This is a genomic window from Microbulbifer aggregans (genome assembly GCF_020524005.1).
Lineage (GTDB): Bacteria > Pseudomonadota > Gammaproteobacteria > Pseudomonadales > Cellvibrionaceae > Microbulbifer > Microbulbifer aggregans_A.
In genome coordinates this window covers 77381-94135 of sequence record NZ_JAIVKK010000001.1, presented here as the reverse complement: position 1 = coordinate 94135, position 16755 = coordinate 77381, and the positions used below count along the sequence as shown (strand labels likewise).

At 58.3% G+C, this 16755-nt stretch carries 18 protein-coding genes; 9 read left to right on the top strand and 9 right to left on the bottom strand.

What is annotated here, in order from left to right:
- Positions 1-26: 26 nt before the first annotated feature.
- From LC093_RS00410 to LC093_RS00380, 7 genes are all read right to left on the bottom strand, one after another.
- The gene (locus LC093_RS00410) at positions 27-545 is read right to left on the bottom strand and encodes a MaoC family dehydratase (protein WP_226660892.1); all 519 of its coding nucleotides are present in this window, start codon (positions 543-545) and stop codon (positions 27-29) included.
- A 20-nt stretch (positions 546-565) separates the two neighbouring features.
- Complete coding sequence (locus LC093_RS00405) at positions 566-1399, bottom strand: HpcH/HpaI aldolase/citrate lyase family protein (RefSeq protein ID WP_226660890.1); 834 nt, start codon at positions 1397-1399, stop codon at positions 566-568.
- On the bottom strand, positions 1399-2298 hold the full coding sequence (locus LC093_RS00400; protein ID WP_226660888.1) for a polysaccharide deacetylase family protein: 900 nt from the start codon (positions 2296-2298) through the stop codon (positions 1399-1401). Before LC093_RS00400 ends, LC093_RS00405 begins: the two co-directional genes overlap by 1 nt.
- A 23-nt stretch (positions 2299-2321) precedes the next feature.
- Entirely contained in the window at positions 2322-3173 is an 852-nt protein-coding gene (locus LC093_RS00395; RefSeq protein ID WP_226660882.1) for an SDR family NAD(P)-dependent oxidoreductase, read from the bottom strand.
- Between the two features lie 26 nt (positions 3174-3199).
- Entirely contained in the window at positions 3200-3511 is a 312-nt protein-coding gene (locus tag LC093_RS00390; protein ID WP_226660880.1) for an REDY-like protein HapK, read from the bottom strand.
- 208 nt (positions 3512-3719) lie between these two features.
- Positions 3720-4376 (bottom strand): glutathione S-transferase family protein, encoded by a 657-nt coding sequence (locus LC093_RS00385; RefSeq protein WP_226660878.1) that lies wholly within the window; start codon positions 4374-4376, stop codon positions 3720-3722.
- A 16-nt stretch (positions 4377-4392) separates the two neighbouring features.
- Positions 4393-5058: a hypothetical protein gene (locus tag LC093_RS00380; RefSeq protein ID WP_226660876.1), complete on the bottom strand. Its 666-nt coding sequence runs from the start codon at positions 5056-5058 to the stop codon at positions 4393-4395.
- 190 nt (positions 5059-5248) lie between these two features.
- On the opposite strand from LC093_RS00380, the gene LC093_RS00375 reads away from it, so the two are divergent.
- The 4 genes from LC093_RS00375 (at position 5249) to LC093_RS00360 (ending at position 8744) form a co-directional block, all read left to right on the top strand.
- On the top strand, positions 5249-5917 hold the full coding sequence (locus tag LC093_RS00375) for an isochorismatase family protein (protein WP_226660874.1): 669 nt from the start codon (positions 5249-5251) through the stop codon (positions 5915-5917).
- A 70-nt stretch (positions 5918-5987) separates the two neighbouring features.
- A complete protein-coding gene (locus LC093_RS00370) occupies positions 5988-6950 on the top strand; it encodes a polysaccharide deacetylase family protein (RefSeq protein WP_226660872.1) in 963 nt (320 codons plus the stop codon).
- Positions 6947-7891 carry a polysaccharide deacetylase family protein gene (locus tag LC093_RS00365; protein WP_226660870.1) on the top strand — a complete coding sequence of 315 codons (945 nt, stop codon included), beginning with the start codon at positions 6947-6949 and terminating at the stop codon, positions 7889-7891. The genes LC093_RS00370 and LC093_RS00365 overlap by 4 nt, the downstream gene beginning before the upstream one ends.
- 70 nt (positions 7892-7961) lie before the next feature.
- The gene (locus LC093_RS00360) at positions 7962-8744 is read left to right on the top strand and encodes a GntR family transcriptional regulator (protein WP_226660867.1); all 783 of its coding nucleotides are present in this window, start codon (positions 7962-7964) and stop codon (positions 8742-8744) included.
- On the opposite strand, the gene LC093_RS00355 is transcribed toward LC093_RS00360, so the two are convergent.
- On the bottom strand, positions 8741-9499 hold the full coding sequence (locus LC093_RS00355; RefSeq protein ID WP_226660866.1) for a hypothetical protein: 759 nt from the start codon (positions 9497-9499) through the stop codon (positions 8741-8743). The two genes, LC093_RS00360 and LC093_RS00355, sit on opposite strands and share 4 nt — an antisense overlap.
- Positions 9496-11196 carry a carbon-nitrogen hydrolase family protein gene (locus LC093_RS00350; RefSeq protein WP_226660863.1) on the bottom strand — a complete coding sequence of 567 codons (1701 nt, stop codon included), beginning with the start codon at positions 11194-11196 and terminating at the stop codon, positions 9496-9498. The genes LC093_RS00355 and LC093_RS00350 overlap by 4 nt, the downstream gene beginning before the upstream one ends.
- A gap of 120 nt (positions 11197-11316) precedes the next feature.
- On the opposite strand from LC093_RS00350, the gene LC093_RS00345 reads away from it, so the two are divergent.
- Genes LC093_RS00345 through LC093_RS00325 form a run of 5 tightly spaced genes read left to right on the top strand, consistent with a single transcriptional unit; the run spans position 11317 to position 16741 of the window.
- Complete coding sequence (locus LC093_RS00345) at positions 11317-12114, top strand: SDR family NAD(P)-dependent oxidoreductase (RefSeq protein WP_226660860.1); 798 nt, start codon at positions 11317-11319, stop codon at positions 12112-12114.
- A gap of 51 nt (positions 12115-12165) precedes the next feature.
- Complete coding sequence (locus LC093_RS00340; RefSeq protein WP_226660858.1) at positions 12166-13527, top strand: MFS transporter; 1362 nt, start codon at positions 12166-12168, stop codon at positions 13525-13527.
- A 12-nt stretch (positions 13528-13539) separates the two neighbouring features.
- On the top strand, positions 13540-14355 hold the full coding sequence (locus LC093_RS00335; RefSeq protein WP_226660855.1) for a hypothetical protein: 816 nt from the start codon (positions 13540-13542) through the stop codon (positions 14353-14355).
- Entirely contained in the window at positions 14348-15253 is a 906-nt protein-coding gene (locus LC093_RS00330) for an isocitrate lyase/PEP mutase family protein (protein WP_226660854.1), read from the top strand. Before LC093_RS00335 ends, LC093_RS00330 begins: the two co-directional genes overlap by 8 nt.
- A gap of 15 nt (positions 15254-15268) precedes the next feature.
- Positions 15269-16741: an aldehyde dehydrogenase family protein gene (locus tag LC093_RS00325; RefSeq protein ID WP_226660852.1), complete on the top strand. Its 1473-nt coding sequence runs from the start codon at positions 15269-15271 to the stop codon at positions 16739-16741.
- Positions 16742-16755: the final 14 nt, after the last annotated feature.

Below are 16755 nucleotides of genomic sequence, written 5' to 3'. Positions count from 1 at the left end.
ACCGTCTCCTGTTATTGCTCACCCACTCAGTAATTCACTTTGTCTTCCATCTCGGCACCGCGCTTCCACACCAGTACCTTGCGCACAAACGAACACACCTCGGTGCCGTCCTGCTTGATGCCGCGCGTACGCACTGTGACGATGCCCTGAGTCGGGCGGGACTTGGATTCACGCTTCTCAAGTACTTCAGACTCCGCATACAGCGTGTCGCCGACAAACAACGGCGCGGTCAGGCGGATATCATCCCAGCCGAGATTGGCAATCGCCTTTTGGCTGATGTCCGTCACACTCATGCCGACCATCAGCGCCACGGTAAACGGGCTACATACCAGCGGTTTGCCAAACTCCGTACCCGCCGCATATTCCTTATCGAAGTGCGCCGGGTGGGTGTTCATGGTCAACAGCGTAAACCAGGTATTGTCGGTTTCGGTGATGGTCCGCCCGGGGCGATGCTCATAGATATCGCCAACCTTGAAGTCATCGAAGAAACGTCCAAAGGTCTCCCGGTAACGGTTCTCACCGACTTGCTTTACTTCTCCAGCCATATGTAATTTCTCACTGCGATTTATACGAATTCTTCACCGGTATCTGCCCGCGCAAGCAACTTGCGCGCGCTGTCCACGATCGGCTGATCTACCATACGCCCATCGACCACCAGGGCCCCGCCCTGCGCCCGCTCAAATGCCTCGACGATCCGGCGCGCCTGTTCCACCGCCTCAGGCGACGGTGCAAAGCCGCGGTGTATCGGTTCGACCTGAGCCGGGTGAATAGCCGCCTTGGCGGAAAAACCCAAAGCGCCAACACGCCGGGTTTCCGCCTCAAGCCCCGCTGGGTCGTGCACATCAAGGAAAGGCACATCGATTAATGGCAACGAGTGTGCAGCCGCTGTAACCGCCATCTGCGAGCGCGCCCATAACAGGGGCTCCCATGAAAATTCAGCGCCGATTTGCGCGGCGAAATCACCACCACCGAACATCACTGCATCGAGTGCCGTATCCGCACAAATGGCATTCAACGACAGGAGCCCGGAAGCACTCTCGATCAGCGCGATCCAGCGCACATCGACCCCGAGCAGCTCCGCGGCCAACGGAATATCTTTTTCAGTTTCGGTTTTCGCGAGCATCAGCCGCCCGGGCAGCCGGGCCTTTGAGAAGACGGCCAGGTCTACCCTGCCCTCCTCGCTTCCAACAGCACTGACGCGAACAATAAGACGTGCCAGCTGTGCGATATCACAACCGGCTAGAAAGTTAGCCACGGCTTCTCGCGCCTCGGCCTTTTGTGCCAGCGGCACGGCGTCCTCAAGATCGATGCAGATTACATCGGCGGCGCTGGCCAACGCCTTGGCAAAGCGCTCCGGGCGATGCCCCGGTACAAACAGCAGGCTGCGTGCGTTAAACATCAGAACCGCTCCCAACCGCGTATCGGTTCACGGACCTGGTTTTCCGGCACCTGCGCCGCAAAGGCATCGGCGATCGCGGCCCGGGTTGTGAACCAGACGCCCTCTTGAGCACGCGCGTAGCGCAGGAATTCATCCAGCGCGCCGATACGACCGGGACGACCAATAATGCGGAGGTGGAGACCAAGGGACATCATGCGTGTTTGGGCGGCCCCTTCCTGCAACAGGGTATCCAGGGTTCGGCAGGCGTAATCGAGCCAGGCCTCGGGAGTGAGTGAAGGCGCTGTCCAGAATTTCATATCGTTGGAATCGATCGCATAGGGCAACACCAGCATGGGACGATCAGAGCCCTGAACCGGCGCCCAGAAGGGATGGTCGGCACTGTAGTCGTCCATGTGATAATCAAACCCCTCTTCCTGTAACAATCGCCGGGTGTTATCCGTGTGCAGGTAGCGACTCAACCAGCCGCGCGGCCGTTGGCCGGTGGTCTCAGAAATGGACGAGATTGCGGCACGAATAAATGCCCGTTCCTCTTCCTCCCCCATGGAAAATTGATGTTGCCAGCGGTAACCGTGACTGCACACCTCGTGCCCACCGTCGGCGATAAACCGCGCAATCTGTGGCGCCCGCTCGAGAGCGACAGCCGCCGCACAAAAGGTCGCGGGCACCTGGTAGCGCTCAAGCAACGCCCGGATACGCGGCCAACCCTCGCGAATTCCGTACTCATAATTACTTTCGTTGGCATGCGCGCGAATCGGCTTGCGTGGTGCCACGCCAAGCTCGTCGACCGGTTCCGGGCCGCGGTCGCCATCGAGCAGCGTGCTCTCGGAGCCCTCCTCGACATTCACCACAATCGACAGTGCCAGCCGCGCATCGCCTGGCCAGGTTACCTGCTTGCTCATACCCGCCATTCCCTCAAAAAACGTCAGTGATATTCTTCGCCACCGGAGACGTTCATCGCCTCGCCGGTAATGTAGGAAGCTTCATCGGAGCAGAGAAAAGCGCAGGCCTTGGCAATATCTTCCTGCTGGCCGGGACGCCCCATGGGAATACGCGCGCGCATATCTTCCATATATCGGTCGTAACCCTTGCCGGTCACTTCGGAAAAGTGTGCGTTCTGCCAGGCACCCAGGCCTGTGGTCACGTGATTCGGGCAGATGGTATTGACGGTAATACCTGCCGGGCCCAGTTCCTGCGCGGCGGAGCGGGTAAGACCCACCATGCCGTGTTTTGATGCGGTATAGGCCGCGGCGTGGGCAAACCCGGACTTTGATGCCTGGCTGCCAATATTGATAATTCGGCCGCCTTTGCCCTGGCGCAACATAATCTCGGCCGCATATTTGATCCCGAGAAAGGTACCGCGCAGATTGACACCAAGCACGGCATCCCACTTGTCCACCGCCATCTCAACCACCGGCTGCATCAGGTAACCGATACCGGCATTGTTGACCCAGATATCCAGGCTGCCGAAATGCCCCAGGGCAAACTCTGCCGCCGACTGAACTTCCTGCGGTTCCAGAACGTTACAGGCGTAGGTCGCGACCTCACCGCCAGCTGCACGGATCTCGGTGGCGATATCTTCCATCTCCGCACTGGTGCCTACTGCGCCTTCGGGCAGGTGTTCACCCGCCGCATGACCGATATCGGTCAGCACCACTTTTACACCCTCTGCAGCAAGACGCCGGGCCATAGCCTCGCCCAGCCCCTCGCGGCGACCTGCCCCGGTAATCACTGCCACCTTGCCTTTCAGCTCGGGATATTTGCCTTGTGCATTCATCTGCTGCGCCCCCGGTCATCAAATCGTTAAACGGTTTCGGTCAACATAAACTTCGGGTTGTCCGCAAACTGCTGGAACTCCGCAGCGACGCGTTGCATCGTTTCGCTGGAGACATCTGCACCCAACCCTTCCATGTCATTTACCACCAGCAGCTCCACATACTGATAGGGCGCCGGCGCGTCGGTGCCCAGCAGGCCGGTAGTGCGCAGCACGGAGAAATCATCGATGGAACCCAGCTTCTGCACGGTTGGCAGATCCGTGGTCCTCGCCCACTGCTCGTAATCCGAAGGGCTGACGCCCGGTTTGAGGTTGAACAGCACAACGATTGTGGTGGTCATAGCAGGCCCTCCGCCCGTTTTTCCAATGTCGTCAACATCCTATTCTTGAACTAATGTTATGTCAATATAACATTTGATGCGCCATATTGCGTATGCTGCAGAAATAAAATTGCACTGAGGAAAACCTGGCGGGAAGTAGAAAGGAGCGCCGCAGGCGACAGCCATCGCCTGCGGGAAAAATCAAAAACCAGAAGAATCAGGAAGGCATTCAGGCCTTTGCGACCATACTCTCCACGAAGGCGTGATAAGCCACACGCACTTCCTGCAGCGTCTCGCTGACAGCATCAATACTGTTCACCCAATCCCACCAGGTTTGCAACTGAGGAAACCCCTGTAAAGGGTCCGCCATGCCCACCGCAGGCGCCAGCTCCTGCAAGTAAAGGAGCGTCGGCGCCAGCGCGATATCGCCCAAATTGAGCGATCGCCCGACTGCGAGACCGGATAGCAGGCGCTCCCCTTTCAGCAACTCGCCACGCAGGGCACTCGCCATTGCTCCGGCATCGACATCGCAACCACCCATGGCGGCCCGAAACAGCGGGAACAGCGCATTGACGGCCAGGTGCAGGTCAGCATAACGCCCAACCATACGCATCTGCGCGCGCTCCAGCGCGTCAACAGGAACCAGCGGACTGCCGCCTGCGACCTGCGTCTCAGCGAGGTACTCCATAATGGCCCAGCTTTCGGCAATGGTTTCGCCACCGTCAAGTTCCAGCACGGGGACCTTGCCTAGCGGAAATCGCTCAAAAAACGCTTCGGTACGCAGCGGCACGGGCGGTGGCAACACCTGCACAGGCAAGCTATCCAGACGCGCCTGCATTCGAACACGCGCCGCATAAGGTGAATGAGGAAGGCTATAGAGCTTCATGACACAGTTCCTGTAATCAATAGATCAGGTGCAGTCCGTAGGCAGCATTCGCCAGCAAACCGACCCAGATCAGGTAAACAAACGGTCGGCAGGAGGCGATTGAACTGCGAATGGTTTCATTGACAGGCTCACTGCTGTCGCCGGACATCAGGCGCCCCCAAGCCGCACCAAACAGCTTCAGGCGCACACGAATCATCAGGCCACACAAAACGAGCAACGCAAAGATTCCGAGTTTGATCGCCAGCCAGTCCGCCGTGAGGATGAAATTGGTCATCAGGGCATAGCCGGCCAATCCCAGGAGACCGATGATCAACACCACACGCAGATAGAAATCAAACCTGGTCAGCGCAGGAATAAATGATTTGCCGTGCGCAAAGTGCAATGTAGCCACCAGTGCCAGCCAGCCCAGGCAGATACCCCAGGCCAGCCACAGCCACTGAGGCGTCACCGCCCACTGCCCCGACATATGCGCCAACTGCAGTCCAAGGGGCAGAATCAACGGCATACAGAACCGCGGCCCCTGGTCACACCCCATCATGATGGTCAGCGCCGTGCTCCGCGCTTGGGGAGAAAGGTCCGGACGAGTTACGTATCGACTCGCATAAAAAGTGCCAAGGTCGCCCCCCAGCCAGTAGACAAAACACAGGTTGTGCAACAACTTCACAAAGAGGTAGGCGCTCATACTGGTACATTCTTATTAATTGAGGTAACAATAACCGCAAGCGGCAGCCCGCGCATTGCTTTAAATCAAACCGCAAAACCGGCACCTGGGGCACAATGGCCGCGGGTGACTCAATTGAATTGCCGCATTAGATCCATTGATATACGATTATAACAATAAAAGCAATCCAGCCACGTTTCGAGGGCACACCATGGAAACAACAACAAAAACAGCCAAAGAGATCTACCTGGAAGTCAAAGCCAACCCGGCGCGCAAGCGCTTTGGCTTCGGTCGCAAAGCGGCACTGGTCAATGTGGACCCGCAAAAGGCCTATACGCGCACCGACCTGTTCAAAACGGCCTACGAAACCGACCCCAACCAGATGCACTACATCAATGAACTGGCAAAGAACTTCCGCGCCAAGGGCTGGCCGGTAGTCTGGACCCACGTCGCCTACATGGACTCAGGCGAAGATGCCGGCATCTGGGGAACCCGCACAGACACCCCGGACTCGCTGCAAAACATCAAGTTTGATTCCGTCAGAAGCGAGTTCGATGACCGATTGGAAATTGATCGCCAACGAGATGTCATTTATTGCAAGAAAATGCCCAGCGCCTTTTTCGAAACCCAGCTGCAATCGCTACTGGTATGGCATCAGGTCGATACGGTGATCATCACCGGCGGCTCCACTTCCGGCTGTATCCGTACTACCGCTGTTGACAGCCTTTCCCGTGGCTACCGGACCATCGTCCCAGAGGAGTGTGTGGCCGATAAACACGAAAGCTACCACTACGCGAACCTGACCGATCTCTCACTGAAGTACGCCGATGTGGTGGATGTGGCTGAAGTTTTTCACTGGCTGGAAAACACCGACAGCTGAGTGTCAGGAGGGTATAGCCCCCATCCTGCGCCCCCTATCGCAAACTGAGCAACACCAGCCGAGGCACAATATGCGATCCGATCCCGGTTTCTACGATTACTGGCCCTATCACGAGCGGCCCCGTGTGACATGGCCCAACGGTGCCAAAATCGCCTTCTGGGTAGCGCCCAATATCGAGTTCTACGAGCTGAACCCACCGGCCAACCCACACCGCAAAGCGTGGCCACAACCCAGCCCCGCAGTACCCGGTTACAGCATCCGCGATTACGGTAACCGCGTCGGCCATATGCGCCAGATGGCGCTGCTGGATAAATACGGTATCCGCGGCTCCATCTCCCTTTCCACCGCACTGTGTGAACACCACCCGGAAATCGTTGAGCTGTGCGACGAGCGCAACTGGGAGTTTTTCAGTCACGGCATCTACAACACTCGCTACACCTACGGCATGTCGACCGAGCAGGAGCGAGACATGATCCGCGACTCGATGGAAACCATATACCGGCATACAGGACAGAAATGTGCGGGCTATCTTGCGCCGGCCCTATCACACTCAGAAGAAACGCTCGACCTTTTTGCCGAAGTGGGTACAGAACTGTTTGGAAATGAAGGCGGCTTCTACACCTGCGACCTGTTCCACGATGACCAGCCCACACCCATTAACTTGCGCAGTGGCAAACGCTTCGTTTCCGTACCCTACTCCCTGGAAATGAACGACACCATTGCTTACGTGGTGAACAAGGTGGAGCCGCGCCGCTACGGGCAGATACTGAAAGAGAATTTCGATCGCTTGTATGAGGAAGGGGCAGAAAGCGGCACGGTAATGTGCATACCGACGCACAACTATCAGGTGAGCTGCCCCCATCGTATGCGTGCGTTTGAAGAGGCCCTGGAATACATTACCGGCCACTCCGACGTCTGGATAACCACCGGCCGGGAAATCGCTGAATACTACCTCGCGCATTTTTACGACTCCGCGCGCGCCGATATACAAGCCAAAAGCAGTTCAGCAAAACAGGAGATGGCCCGACCATGAGCGACCAGAAAACTCTCGGTCCGGAACACCTCCAGTATCCCGAACGCCGCTACGGCATGGACCACAACCACTACGACTGGAAAATGCTGACTGAGCGCGAGCCGGTGCACTGGCGACAGGGCAAACTGGCCCTGTGGGTCAATGTCAGCCTGCAGTTTTTCCCGCTCAACCAGCGTGGAGTACCATTCCCTCCACCAGGTGGCATGACCATGCCCTACCCGGACCTGCGACACTATTCGCTAAGGGACTACGGCAATCGCGTGGGTATTTACCGGATATTGAAAGCGCTGGACAAATACAGCGTAACGCCCTCTTTCGCTATCAATGGCGAGCTGGCCCAGCGCACCCCGCACCTGATGCACCTGCTGCGCGAACGCGGTGACGAAGTGATCGCACACGGCTGGAACATGGATGCCCCCCACTACGGCGGCCAGCCACTGGATACAGAGAAAGAACTGGTTTCACGCACCCTGGATACACTCAGGGAAATCAGCGGACAACCCATTGCCGGCTGGCTCAGCCCCGGCAAGGTGCACAGCGAAAACACCCCATCCCTGCTGGCAGGGCAAGGCGTGGAGTATTTCTGCGATTGGGTCAACGATGATATGCCCTACCGCTTTCGTACTGGCAACGGGGATTTGTGGTCCATGCCGCTATCCACTGAACTGGAAGACCAGTTCATTCTGCGCAACAACCTGCACTCGGAAACCTCATACGCCGAGCAGGTCGAAGATGCCTGCCGCTTCCTGCTGGGCGAAGCGCAAACCCAGGGCGGCCGCATACTGGCGCTGAACATTCATCCCTGGATGCTGGGGCAACCGCATCGAATCCGCTATCTGGAACGTGTGCTCGAATTTATTACAGCGCAGCCAGAGGTTTTCTCTGCGTCAGCAGGCACGCTCCTAAAGCAGTGCCAACAGCATATTGCCGAGCCGGCCTGAGGCCGGCTGTCATTTGACATAGAATGTTATATCATTATGTGATTTATTATCGCGCAAAGGATTTAACGCTATGGAAGCTGTCAATACTCTTTTCAGCAAACAGCAACTGGATTCGCTGACAGAAGAGTCTCACGCACCTCTGTACTACCAGCTCTACAGCATGCTGAAAAATGCCATTCTGAATGGCACCCTGGAGTTCGGCGATCAGATGCCGACCGAGCTGCAACTGGCAGAGGCCTTCGGCGTTTCCCGCATTACCGCCAAGCGAGCGATGGATGAGCTGGCAGCAGAAAGTCTGGTGGAGCGTCGGCGCGGCAAGGGCACTCACGTAATTTACGAGTACCAGCAACAGCCGGTTAAAGCCCCACTTGTAGGTATGTTGCAGGAAATCGAGAGCATGGCCCGTCATTCCGACGTGGAAGTGCGCACCTGCGAGATGTTGCAACCACCGGCAGAAATTCGAGAAGAACTCGGCCTGGCCACGGGAGAAACGGCCCTGTTACTGGAGCGCACCCGATCTCGCGACGGCGCGCCCTTCGGCTACTATGTGAGCTGGACCGCGGGCCTCAAGCGCAAAGCATCGGCAAAGCAGTTCGCGAAGACACCGAGGCTGGAGGTTTTCCGCAAGCAGGGCCTGGAAATTACTCACGTTACCCAAACGCTCAGTGCCGAGGCTGCCACCCGTGAAAGCGCACGTGAACTGGCGACCACTGTGGGAGCACCACTGCTCAGCCTGACCCGCCGCTCCTACACAAAAGTAAACGGTGAAGAATTACTGGTGGACTTCATGCACGTGCTCTACCACCCGGATCGTTTCAAGTACCAGATGGACCTGAAGGCGGACGAAATCTAGTACGGCTCACCCCCCGCTAGCCCAGCGAGCGCGATGCGGGGGTGTAACCAAAGCGCCGCACCCGGCCATTCCCCAGAAAAATTTTTCAGCCTGACCTGCCACTCTTTTCGCCCCTGTTGCCAGTGGTAGGCCCACATCAGCCCTTCCGCCAGGTGATATTCAGCCCCGTTATCGTACTCACCACCGGAATAATGGAAGCAATCGCAGGCTTTGCCCTGAAAGCCCGCCTGCCCCACTCCAAGGTAAAACACCCTGCGATTGGACAATTCCGGCGCAAACAATTTATTCACCCGTGACGGATCCTGAATCCAGGGCACCAGAACTCCGCCGCTACCCCCCCGTTTCGCGAGCGCCCCAATCAGCTGACCGGAAAAAATCCGCATCAATGGGAAAAAATGCACACCCACAGCGGGAATACTGCGGGACGGCGTTCCACTGCGACGGAAGCGATACATCGCCGGACTCTTTTCTGAACGACACTCACCAGGACCAAGGCCATCCGGATTCATTCGAAAAAAAGCTCTCGCAACGGTTTTCCCCCCAGGCTCCAGGCCCCACTGCAATAAACAGCGCGTAATTTGCCCCGCCCTGACCCGGGCGCAGGCACTGATCACCAGTGACTGGGATGGCACGGTACGTGTACTGCGGATTTCATACCCGTCAACCGATCGTAACAATTGCCAGCACTCGGCCACCGGCATAACGTCGCCATCACACAAGTATTCATACTCGCCCTGGGCCAGCACCGAGTTCATGGCGACACACCGGATACGGGCCGCAACAACGGAGCCGTAGACTGATGGGCACGGTCGCGCAGTAAATGCGTATTGGCTGAAATCATTTTGTTCATGGCCGCGCCGGGATGCAAAGTCGCAATCGTCACCTCGCCCTCCTGAACTGTCACAAGCGGCTTATTGATGTTTCCGTCAAAGCGACGCTGCTGCCAGGGCTCCATCAAGGTGAACTCATGCTCGAGACTGGCCAATAACCCTCCCCGGCGATTGGGCGTGGCAGCGGCCAGGCAAATGCGATTTTCCGCGGCGCGAGCCGCCATCAGCAGCGACAGATTCTGCTCCCTCTTACCCCTGCCACACCGCTCCGGCGCGGCCACCACCAACAGACAGTGGGCACCTCTGAGAGCCGCCATACGCGCAAGCTCGGGATACAAACAGTCATCTCCCACCAACAACGCCACACGCCCCCAGGGTAAATCGCAAAGCTGTAAATCAGCCCCCCCGGGCGCGAGTCCCATTGGGCAGCGATGCAGCTGTGGCTGCAATAAGCGGCGTCCGTGCCCATCCAGAAGAATACCCATGTGGTGCCAGCCCTGCGCACCTTCGTCGATAACACTGGTACACACCTGTATACCCTTTGCACGGCAAACCTGCTGCAGACGCGTCTCTGCGGCACGACAAACCTCAACGGTATGTGCCCAGTCTTTGTCCGTATCGCCCGCCGCAAACAGGGCGGGCAATAGCGCGAGGGAAACAGTATCCGGCAGCGACAGGAGCAGCTCCTCAGCACGCTCAATCGCCACCTCTCCCTCCCCCGCCGGGTCAAGCAACGCGATATCGACCGTCTCCGCAACCTCTTCAGATGGCGCCACCGCCTCATCTGCCAGACTGGCATACAACGAGGGTTTCCGACGCGCATGCGTCCCCATACTCAACCGCAGGCGCGCATCGCGATTCGGGATTTCTGCCAGCACGATTTGCTCAACCCCCCGCTTTCCCGCCACCAGCGGCCTCCCATCTGCGGCCACCACCTGACTTTCACCGGCACCGTGGAGCAGCGTCTCGGGAATCGATGTTATCGCGCTCACCTGCGCCAGCTCGGCAACCGGCACCAGCGGCCCCACCTTGTTGGCTGCAATCATAAACAGCCGGTTTTCAGCCGCGCGCGCCCGCACATGCAGGCTCGCCTCGTCAAACGCAAAGGAATTGAGTGAGTTACACAGCAGATCAGCCCCTGCCAGCGCCAGACGGCGCGAGGGTTCAAAGCTGATCCCATCACGGCAGGCAAGAAAACCGATTCGCCCGAGCTCCGTATCCACAAGCCCGGCTGCCCGCTTTGCCGGTGTGAAGAAATCATTCTCGTGGCCCATCAGGCTCTGCTTGTCGGCTTCACCGAGCAGCGCACCGTTTGGTCCATACAACAATGACGTCACCGTGATCTCCGGCTCCTGGCGGCGCAGGGAAACGTTGATCAGCACATAACAGCGGTGAAAACGGGCGCGCTCGGCGATGGCTGAGAGAAACGGCCCCTCCAGATCCAGCGCGCAGTCCCAGGCGTGCTGCCGGTCGCCGTACCAGGAAATGCGATTGCAGAATTCGGGCAACACCATAAGACGCGCACGACGGGCCGCAGCGGCATCGATCATGCGGATACAGGTAGCCAGATTTTCATTGACCTCTGTTCCGGTAGCGAACTGGAGTGCGGCGACCTTCGGCATAGCTATTCCTACCCTGGTTATCGAGGAAAAATCACGACCCACTAAATTGTACTATTGTTATATCTTTATTACACTCACTTGCTTACCCTATTCAACAACTGTCTACCAGGGACTCCCCGCATGGCCAATATCGTCATCACCGGCAGCACCAAAGGCATCGGCTTCGGACTCGCAAAGGCTTTTCTAGACGGCGGTCACAAAGTGATCATCAGCGGTCGCAGCGAAGATACGGTGCGCAACGCCCTCGACCGACTGCAAACCCCGGCCTGCAAATGTTGCGGACTCACCTGCGACACCAGCGAGCACACCCAAGTCGAGGCCCTGTGGCAGTTCGCCCAGGACACCTTCGGCAGCGTTGATATCTGGATCAATAACGCCGGGCTGGCACGGACCGGCTGGTCCATCCTGGAAATTCCGCAACACGAAATTGAAGCGATGGTCCGCACCAATATCGTGGGCACAATAAACGGATGCCGGATTGCTGCCAGAGGGATGCAAAAGCAGGGCCACGGCAAGATTTTCAATATGCTCGGCGGTGGCAGCGACGGCGAGTACTTCCCGGGCATGGGTATCTATGGCAGCAGCAAGCGCGCGCTCGATTATTTGACAAATGCCATTGCCAGCGAGCTCAAGGGCACCAGTATACTGGTTGGAAAAATTCGCCCTGGAATGGTTGTCACCGAGGCCGTCATCCGCGAGGCCAAAGACAATCCGGACAGATTTGCCCGGTCGCGTAAGCTCATGAACAACCTGGTGGACCAGGTAGACACGGTTGCAGTCTATCTGGCCCGAAAAATGCTCGAATTCAACAAGAGCGGCGAGAAGATTCGCTGGCTTACCGGGGGCAAGATCGCCGGAAGAATGCTCAAAGGACTGGTACGCAAACGGGAAGACCAGTTTGCACGGCACGGGCTCTGAAACAACATAAAAATAACCGGGAATCATCCCGCAATGGCGAGGCAACGCACGATGGCTACACACGACCAGACTGCAGATAATCAGGCCGCCACAGCCTGGCTTGGTGCGCAACTGGCAACGGGCATATCCCGAGGCAATTTCACTACCTATCTGTTTGCGGTTTTCATCTCCTCCGGTTACGCCGGTGCCCTGTCGGTGCTGCAGCCGGGTCTACTGCACGTTATGGGCATTGCCGAAGAGACCCAGGCCATGCTGACCGGCTATCTCGGCGCAATGCAGGAACTGGCGTTCATCCTGCTGCTGGGTACCGCCGGCGCGCTATCTGACCGCATTGGCCGGCGTCCGGTGTATGTATTCGGCCTGGCAATGACCGGGTTCGGCTTTATGCTCTACCCCCACGCTGACTCAATTTCGCAGCTGGTCGCCTTTCGCTTGCTGGTGGCGATTGGCAGTGCCGCCATGATCGGCATGATGGTGACCGTGGTTGCCGATTATGCGGCAGAAAAATCCCGTGGCCGCGCCAATGGCATGCAGGCGATGGCAGCCACGCTCGGTGCTTTCATCCCTCCCCTGCTCGCGAGCCTGCCGAGAGTCTTCAGCGGTCGTGGAATGGATGAACTTGCGGCGCAGCAGTGGACATTTGCCGTAGGCGGCGCGCTTGGGCTGGCTGCCGCCGTGATCGCTTTTGCGGGCCTCGCTCCAGGCATCAAGCGCACCGCTGCTGCCGTAAGAGAGTCACTGGTACACACACTGATCGGTGGGATCAAGGCCGCGCGCGATCCACAAACGGCCCTGTCTTACGGTGCCGCATTCATTTCCCGCGGCGATCTCGCTGTCACCGGTGCTTTTATTTCCCTATGGCTGGTGCAATACGGAACACGGGAGCTCGGCCTTTCCGCCAGTGAGGCCATGTTCCAGCTGGCGGTACCCCGGGTACTTGCCACCGTAGCCGGCGCCCTGCTCGGTTCCGTAATCATGGGCCGCATCGCCGATCGCACCTCTCGGGTCACCGCTGTCGCGATGGCCTCTGGGCTCGCGGCTGCCGTTTACAGCGCGGTATTTCTGATTACGGATCCTACCTCTGATTGGGTCATCGGCCTATTGTTCGTGATGGGCATCGCCGAAATCAGTGCCTTTGTCAGCAGCCAGGCGCTGGTTGGGCAGCAGGCACCGGAAGCCTACCGCGGCGCGACCATTGGTTTTTTTGGTGTCGCCGGTGCATTTGGCATCTTGATCGGCACATCCGGCGGCGGCGTCCTGTTTGCAAAGGTTTCGCCGAGCGCTCCATTCGTTCTGTTTGGCCTACTCAATTTAGCGGTTTGCGTGTGGAGCCTGGGGCTGCGCAAACACCTCTCACAAAAAAACGCGGCCGCGGAACCGTCGCCCGCATCTGCTACTGCAACCAGCCAATAATGAGTTATTGATATGGAAAATACACAAAACCTGACCAAAGAGTTTGCCGCGCACCTCGCTGGCGGCACACATATCGATACCAGTGAAATCTTTGATGCAGTCATGACCACCCGCGACAGGATTTGGGAGCGGATTCAGGCCAGCCTGTCACTAAAGGAAGACCTGCGCTGTGCCGACCTGCACACCTTCGACGACCTTAAGGGCGAGCATGTTGGGCAGATGCGTACTTTCACCGGCGACGCTTCGCCCGTGGACTGGATTATTCACTCCAATATCGGTGTCCCGCAGAACACATTTACCAATATTCACCTGACCATCTATCTGGACGATAGCGTAGATGTCCCGCACCTGGGCATGGCGTTCGGTACCCTGCCCGATGCGTTCTTCTACATAGACCCGATGCCACGCTATGAGCCACTCAGCCATCCCGACCACATCGAGAAATACCTGGCGCCACTGAACGACATTTACATGAGCCTGCAGGACGAACTGTTCGAGGCAGGCGTCAAGCCGTTTAATGCCGCGATGCCGTTCATTCGCTCCTCGCTGTCCCCGGTTGCATTGGCCGGCGTCGTACCACTGGACTTTTACCGCGAGAAAGTCGAGCCAAAGATTTTCGCCTACGTGGATCACTGGTTGAAGCTGGTGCATGAAGCCAAGCCGGTTGAGGACCCGCAAGCACGTGCGCAACTCAAGCAGCGCGATGTATTGATCCGCCGCAACATCGTGCATCTCGACCCCGCAAACCCGATTGCGGAGCGCTTGGTGGGCAAGCCCCTGGCGGATCGCCTGGTACGCATCCTGTGCGCCGAAGAGCGCAGTGAGTAACAAAGAAGCCCAGCAACACGAGAGCCCGACCATGCCCGATTCATTGAAACAATTACTGTCGGCCAACAAGGTACTGTCGGTACCGGGCATCTACGACGGGCTCAGTGCACGGCTGGTGGAGCTGGCGGGCTTTGAGGCCGCCTTCCTTTCCGGCGCGTGCCTGTCCTTTGCGCGCTTCGGGCGCCCGGACATGGGGCTCGTCAGCGCCGCGGAAGTGGCCGAGAGTGTGGCGGTTATTCGCGAGCGTACCGCATTGCCGCTGATCGTGGATATGGACACGGGATTTGGCAACGCACTCAATGTGCAGCGCACTGTCGCTACATTCGAGCGCGCCGGCGCTTCTGCCCTACAGATGGAAGACCAGCTGATGCCCAAACGCTGTGGCCATATGCGAGGCAAACAGGTGATCAGCGCTGGGGAAATGGTGGGAAAAATTCACGCAGCGCTGGATGCCCGGCACAGCGAGGAAACCCTGATATTTGCACGCACCGATGCGCTCGGGGTCAACGGCTTTGAAGACGCCCTCGACCGGGCGGAACGCTATCTGGATGCCGGTGCCGACGCTATTTTTGTGGAAGCACCAGCCAGCCTTGAGCAGATGCAGATCATCGGCGAGCGCCTGGGCCCACGCACGCCGCTCATTCACAATCTGGTGGAAGGCGGCCAATCGCCGGTTCAGTCCGCACAGGAACTGGAGGCTCTGAACTACCGCATTGCCCTGTTCCCCGCGTCACTACTTCATCTGTTCATTCCCTCCGCACAAAACATGCTGGCGCAACTGCGCCAAACAGGTCACTTGAGCGAGCTGCGCAACCAGATGATCGATCTCTCTACAGTGAACGACTTGCTCGGCGCCGACGAGCTGCTGGCGGCAAGCAAACAATATCAGTACGAATAAAAACGGTACGCCCTTATGAGTCGTGAACATCCGTTACCGGAACTGCAAAATTATATCGACGGTGAATTTTCAACGCCCGCCGATGAGCGCGGACTCAGCCTGCACGACGCCAACACCGGTGCCCCCCTGCAGCTGCGTCGCAATTCAAACCGCGAGCAAATTCAGGCCGCACTGGAAGCCGCAGACCACGCTTACCACGCAGGTGTTTGGGAAGAAACTCCCGCACAGGAGCGCGCCGAAGTCCTTGAGCGCATGGCGGATGAAATAGGCAAGGAAGAGTACGCGCAGACCATCAGTGTCGCCGACAGCCTCACTTCTGGCGCAGTGATCCGAACCACCCGCAAGATGGCCGCGATGCTACCGTTCGTGTTCCGCGGCGCAGCGGCCTACCTGCGCGAAGGACACCTGGACAAGCAGGTAGCCGGCCCCCGCGGCCCCGTGGACTATTTCCGTCGCCCCTGGGGACCGGCGCTGCTGATCGCCCCCTGGAACGGCCCTACTGCCATCGGCTCACACAAGATGGCAAGCGCACTCGCCGCCGGTGCACCCTGCATTCTCAAGCCTTCCGAATTTACCCCCCACTCTGCCATCATGATGGCCCGTGCCGCGCATCGCGCCGGGGTTCCGAAAGGCGCATTCCAGCTTACCCTCGGTGATCGCACCATTGGCGCACAGATGGTAGAGGATCCGAGAATCAAGGCCGTATCATTCACTGGCGGCCTGGCCGGCGGGCGCGCTATTGCCCGTGCCTGCGCCGAAGACTTTATCCCGACCCAACTTGAGCTCGGCGGCAACAATCAACTGGTGGTATTTGCCGACGCCGACCTCGACCACGCCGCCACCGGCATTGTATACGGGCTTACCAACCTCAATGGCCAGTGGTGTCGCGCCTTGGGTCGCCTGCTGGTTCACGAGTCCATTAAAGATCGCCTGCTGGACAAGGTTCTCAGCCTGCTGTCCAGCATCCGCCTCGGCCACTCGCTGGACGAGGACAGCGATATGGGGCCGCTGGTTCATCGCGCGCACCTGGACCAGGTGTTGTCGGATATCGAGCGGCTTAAGCTCTGCGGCGGGCAAGTAATGTCATCCACGCCCCTGCCAAATCTCGATGGACACTTTATCGCCCCCACACTCGTTGACGGGTGCCGCCCCGAGGACACGCGCGAGGAAATTTTTGGCCCGGTTGCGGCAGTGCACACATTCCGTGACGACAGCGATGCACTGGCCCTGGCCAATGGCACAGATCTCGGGCTGGCCGGCTATGTTTACAGCCAGAACGAGGAAAAGGCGTTTGCCTTCGCAAAGAAGATGCGCACCGGCGGTGTGAAAATAAACGGTTACAGCCTACTCAGTATTGGGGAAGGTACACCAAGGGGGGCTTGGGGTCTTTCGGGACTTGGGGAAGAAGGACACAGCCAGTCGATCGAGTTCTTTACCGGCGCGCGCGTTGTGGGCATATCGCCTCAGGATCCACTGGGAGGGCGCTAATGCGCCCCGCCCAC

What these genes read in the sequence shown, in the direction of transcription:
- LC093_RS00360 (WP_226660867.1), top strand. Translation starts at nt 7,962, where the DNA reads ATGGAAGCTGTCAATACTCTTTTCAGCAAACAGCAACTGGATTCGCTG.
- LC093_RS00350 (WP_226660863.1), bottom strand. Translation starts at nt 11,196, where the DNA reads ATGCCGAAGGTCGCCGCACTCCAGTTCGCTACCGGAACAGAGGTCAAT.
- LC093_RS00345 (WP_226660860.1), top strand. Translation starts at nt 11,317, where the DNA reads ATGGCCAATATCGTCATCACCGGCAGCACCAAAGGCATCGGCTTCGGA.
- LC093_RS00340 (WP_226660858.1), top strand. Translation starts at nt 12,166, where the DNA reads ATGGCTACACACGACCAGACTGCAGATAATCAGGCCGCCACAGCCTGG.
- LC093_RS00335 (WP_226660855.1), top strand. Translation starts at nt 13,540, where the DNA reads ATGGAAAATACACAAAACCTGACCAAAGAGTTTGCCGCGCACCTCGCT.
- LC093_RS00370 (WP_226660872.1), top strand. Translation starts at nt 5,988, where the DNA reads ATGCGATCCGATCCCGGTTTCTACGATTACTGGCCCTATCACGAGCGG.
- LC093_RS00355 (WP_226660866.1), bottom strand. Translation starts at nt 9,499, where the DNA reads ATGAACTCGGTGCTGGCCCAGGGCGAGTATGAATACTTGTGTGATGGC.
- LC093_RS00380 (WP_226660876.1), bottom strand. Translation starts at nt 5,058, where the DNA reads ATGAGCGCCTACCTCTTTGTGAAGTTGTTGCACAACCTGTGTTTTGTC.
- LC093_RS00325 (WP_226660852.1), top strand. Translation starts at nt 15,269, where the DNA reads ATGAGTCGTGAACATCCGTTACCGGAACTGCAAAATTATATCGACGGT.
- LC093_RS00410 (WP_226660892.1), bottom strand. Translation starts at nt 545, where the DNA reads ATGGCTGGAGAAGTAAAGCAAGTCGGTGAGAACCGTTACCGGGAGACC.
- LC093_RS00400 (WP_226660888.1), bottom strand. Translation starts at nt 2,298, where the DNA reads ATGAGCAAGCAGGTAACCTGGCCAGGCGATGCGCGGCTGGCACTGTCG.
- LC093_RS00375 (WP_226660874.1), top strand. Translation starts at nt 5,249, where the DNA reads ATGGAAACAACAACAAAAACAGCCAAAGAGATCTACCTGGAAGTCAAA.
- LC093_RS00385 (WP_226660878.1), bottom strand. Translation starts at nt 4,376, where the DNA reads ATGAAGCTCTATAGCCTTCCTCATTCACCTTATGCGGCGCGTGTTCGA.
- LC093_RS00395 (WP_226660882.1), bottom strand. Translation starts at nt 3,173, where the DNA reads ATGAATGCACAAGGCAAATATCCCGAGCTGAAAGGCAAGGTGGCAGTG.
- LC093_RS00405 (WP_226660890.1), bottom strand. Translation starts at nt 1,399, where the DNA reads ATGTTTAACGCACGCAGCCTGCTGTTTGTACCGGGGCATCGCCCGGAG.
- LC093_RS00365 (WP_226660870.1), top strand. Translation starts at nt 6,947, where the DNA reads ATGAGCGACCAGAAAACTCTCGGTCCGGAACACCTCCAGTATCCCGAA.
- LC093_RS00390 (WP_226660880.1), bottom strand. Translation starts at nt 3,511, where the DNA reads ATGACCACCACAATCGTTGTGCTGTTCAACCTCAAACCGGGCGTCAGC.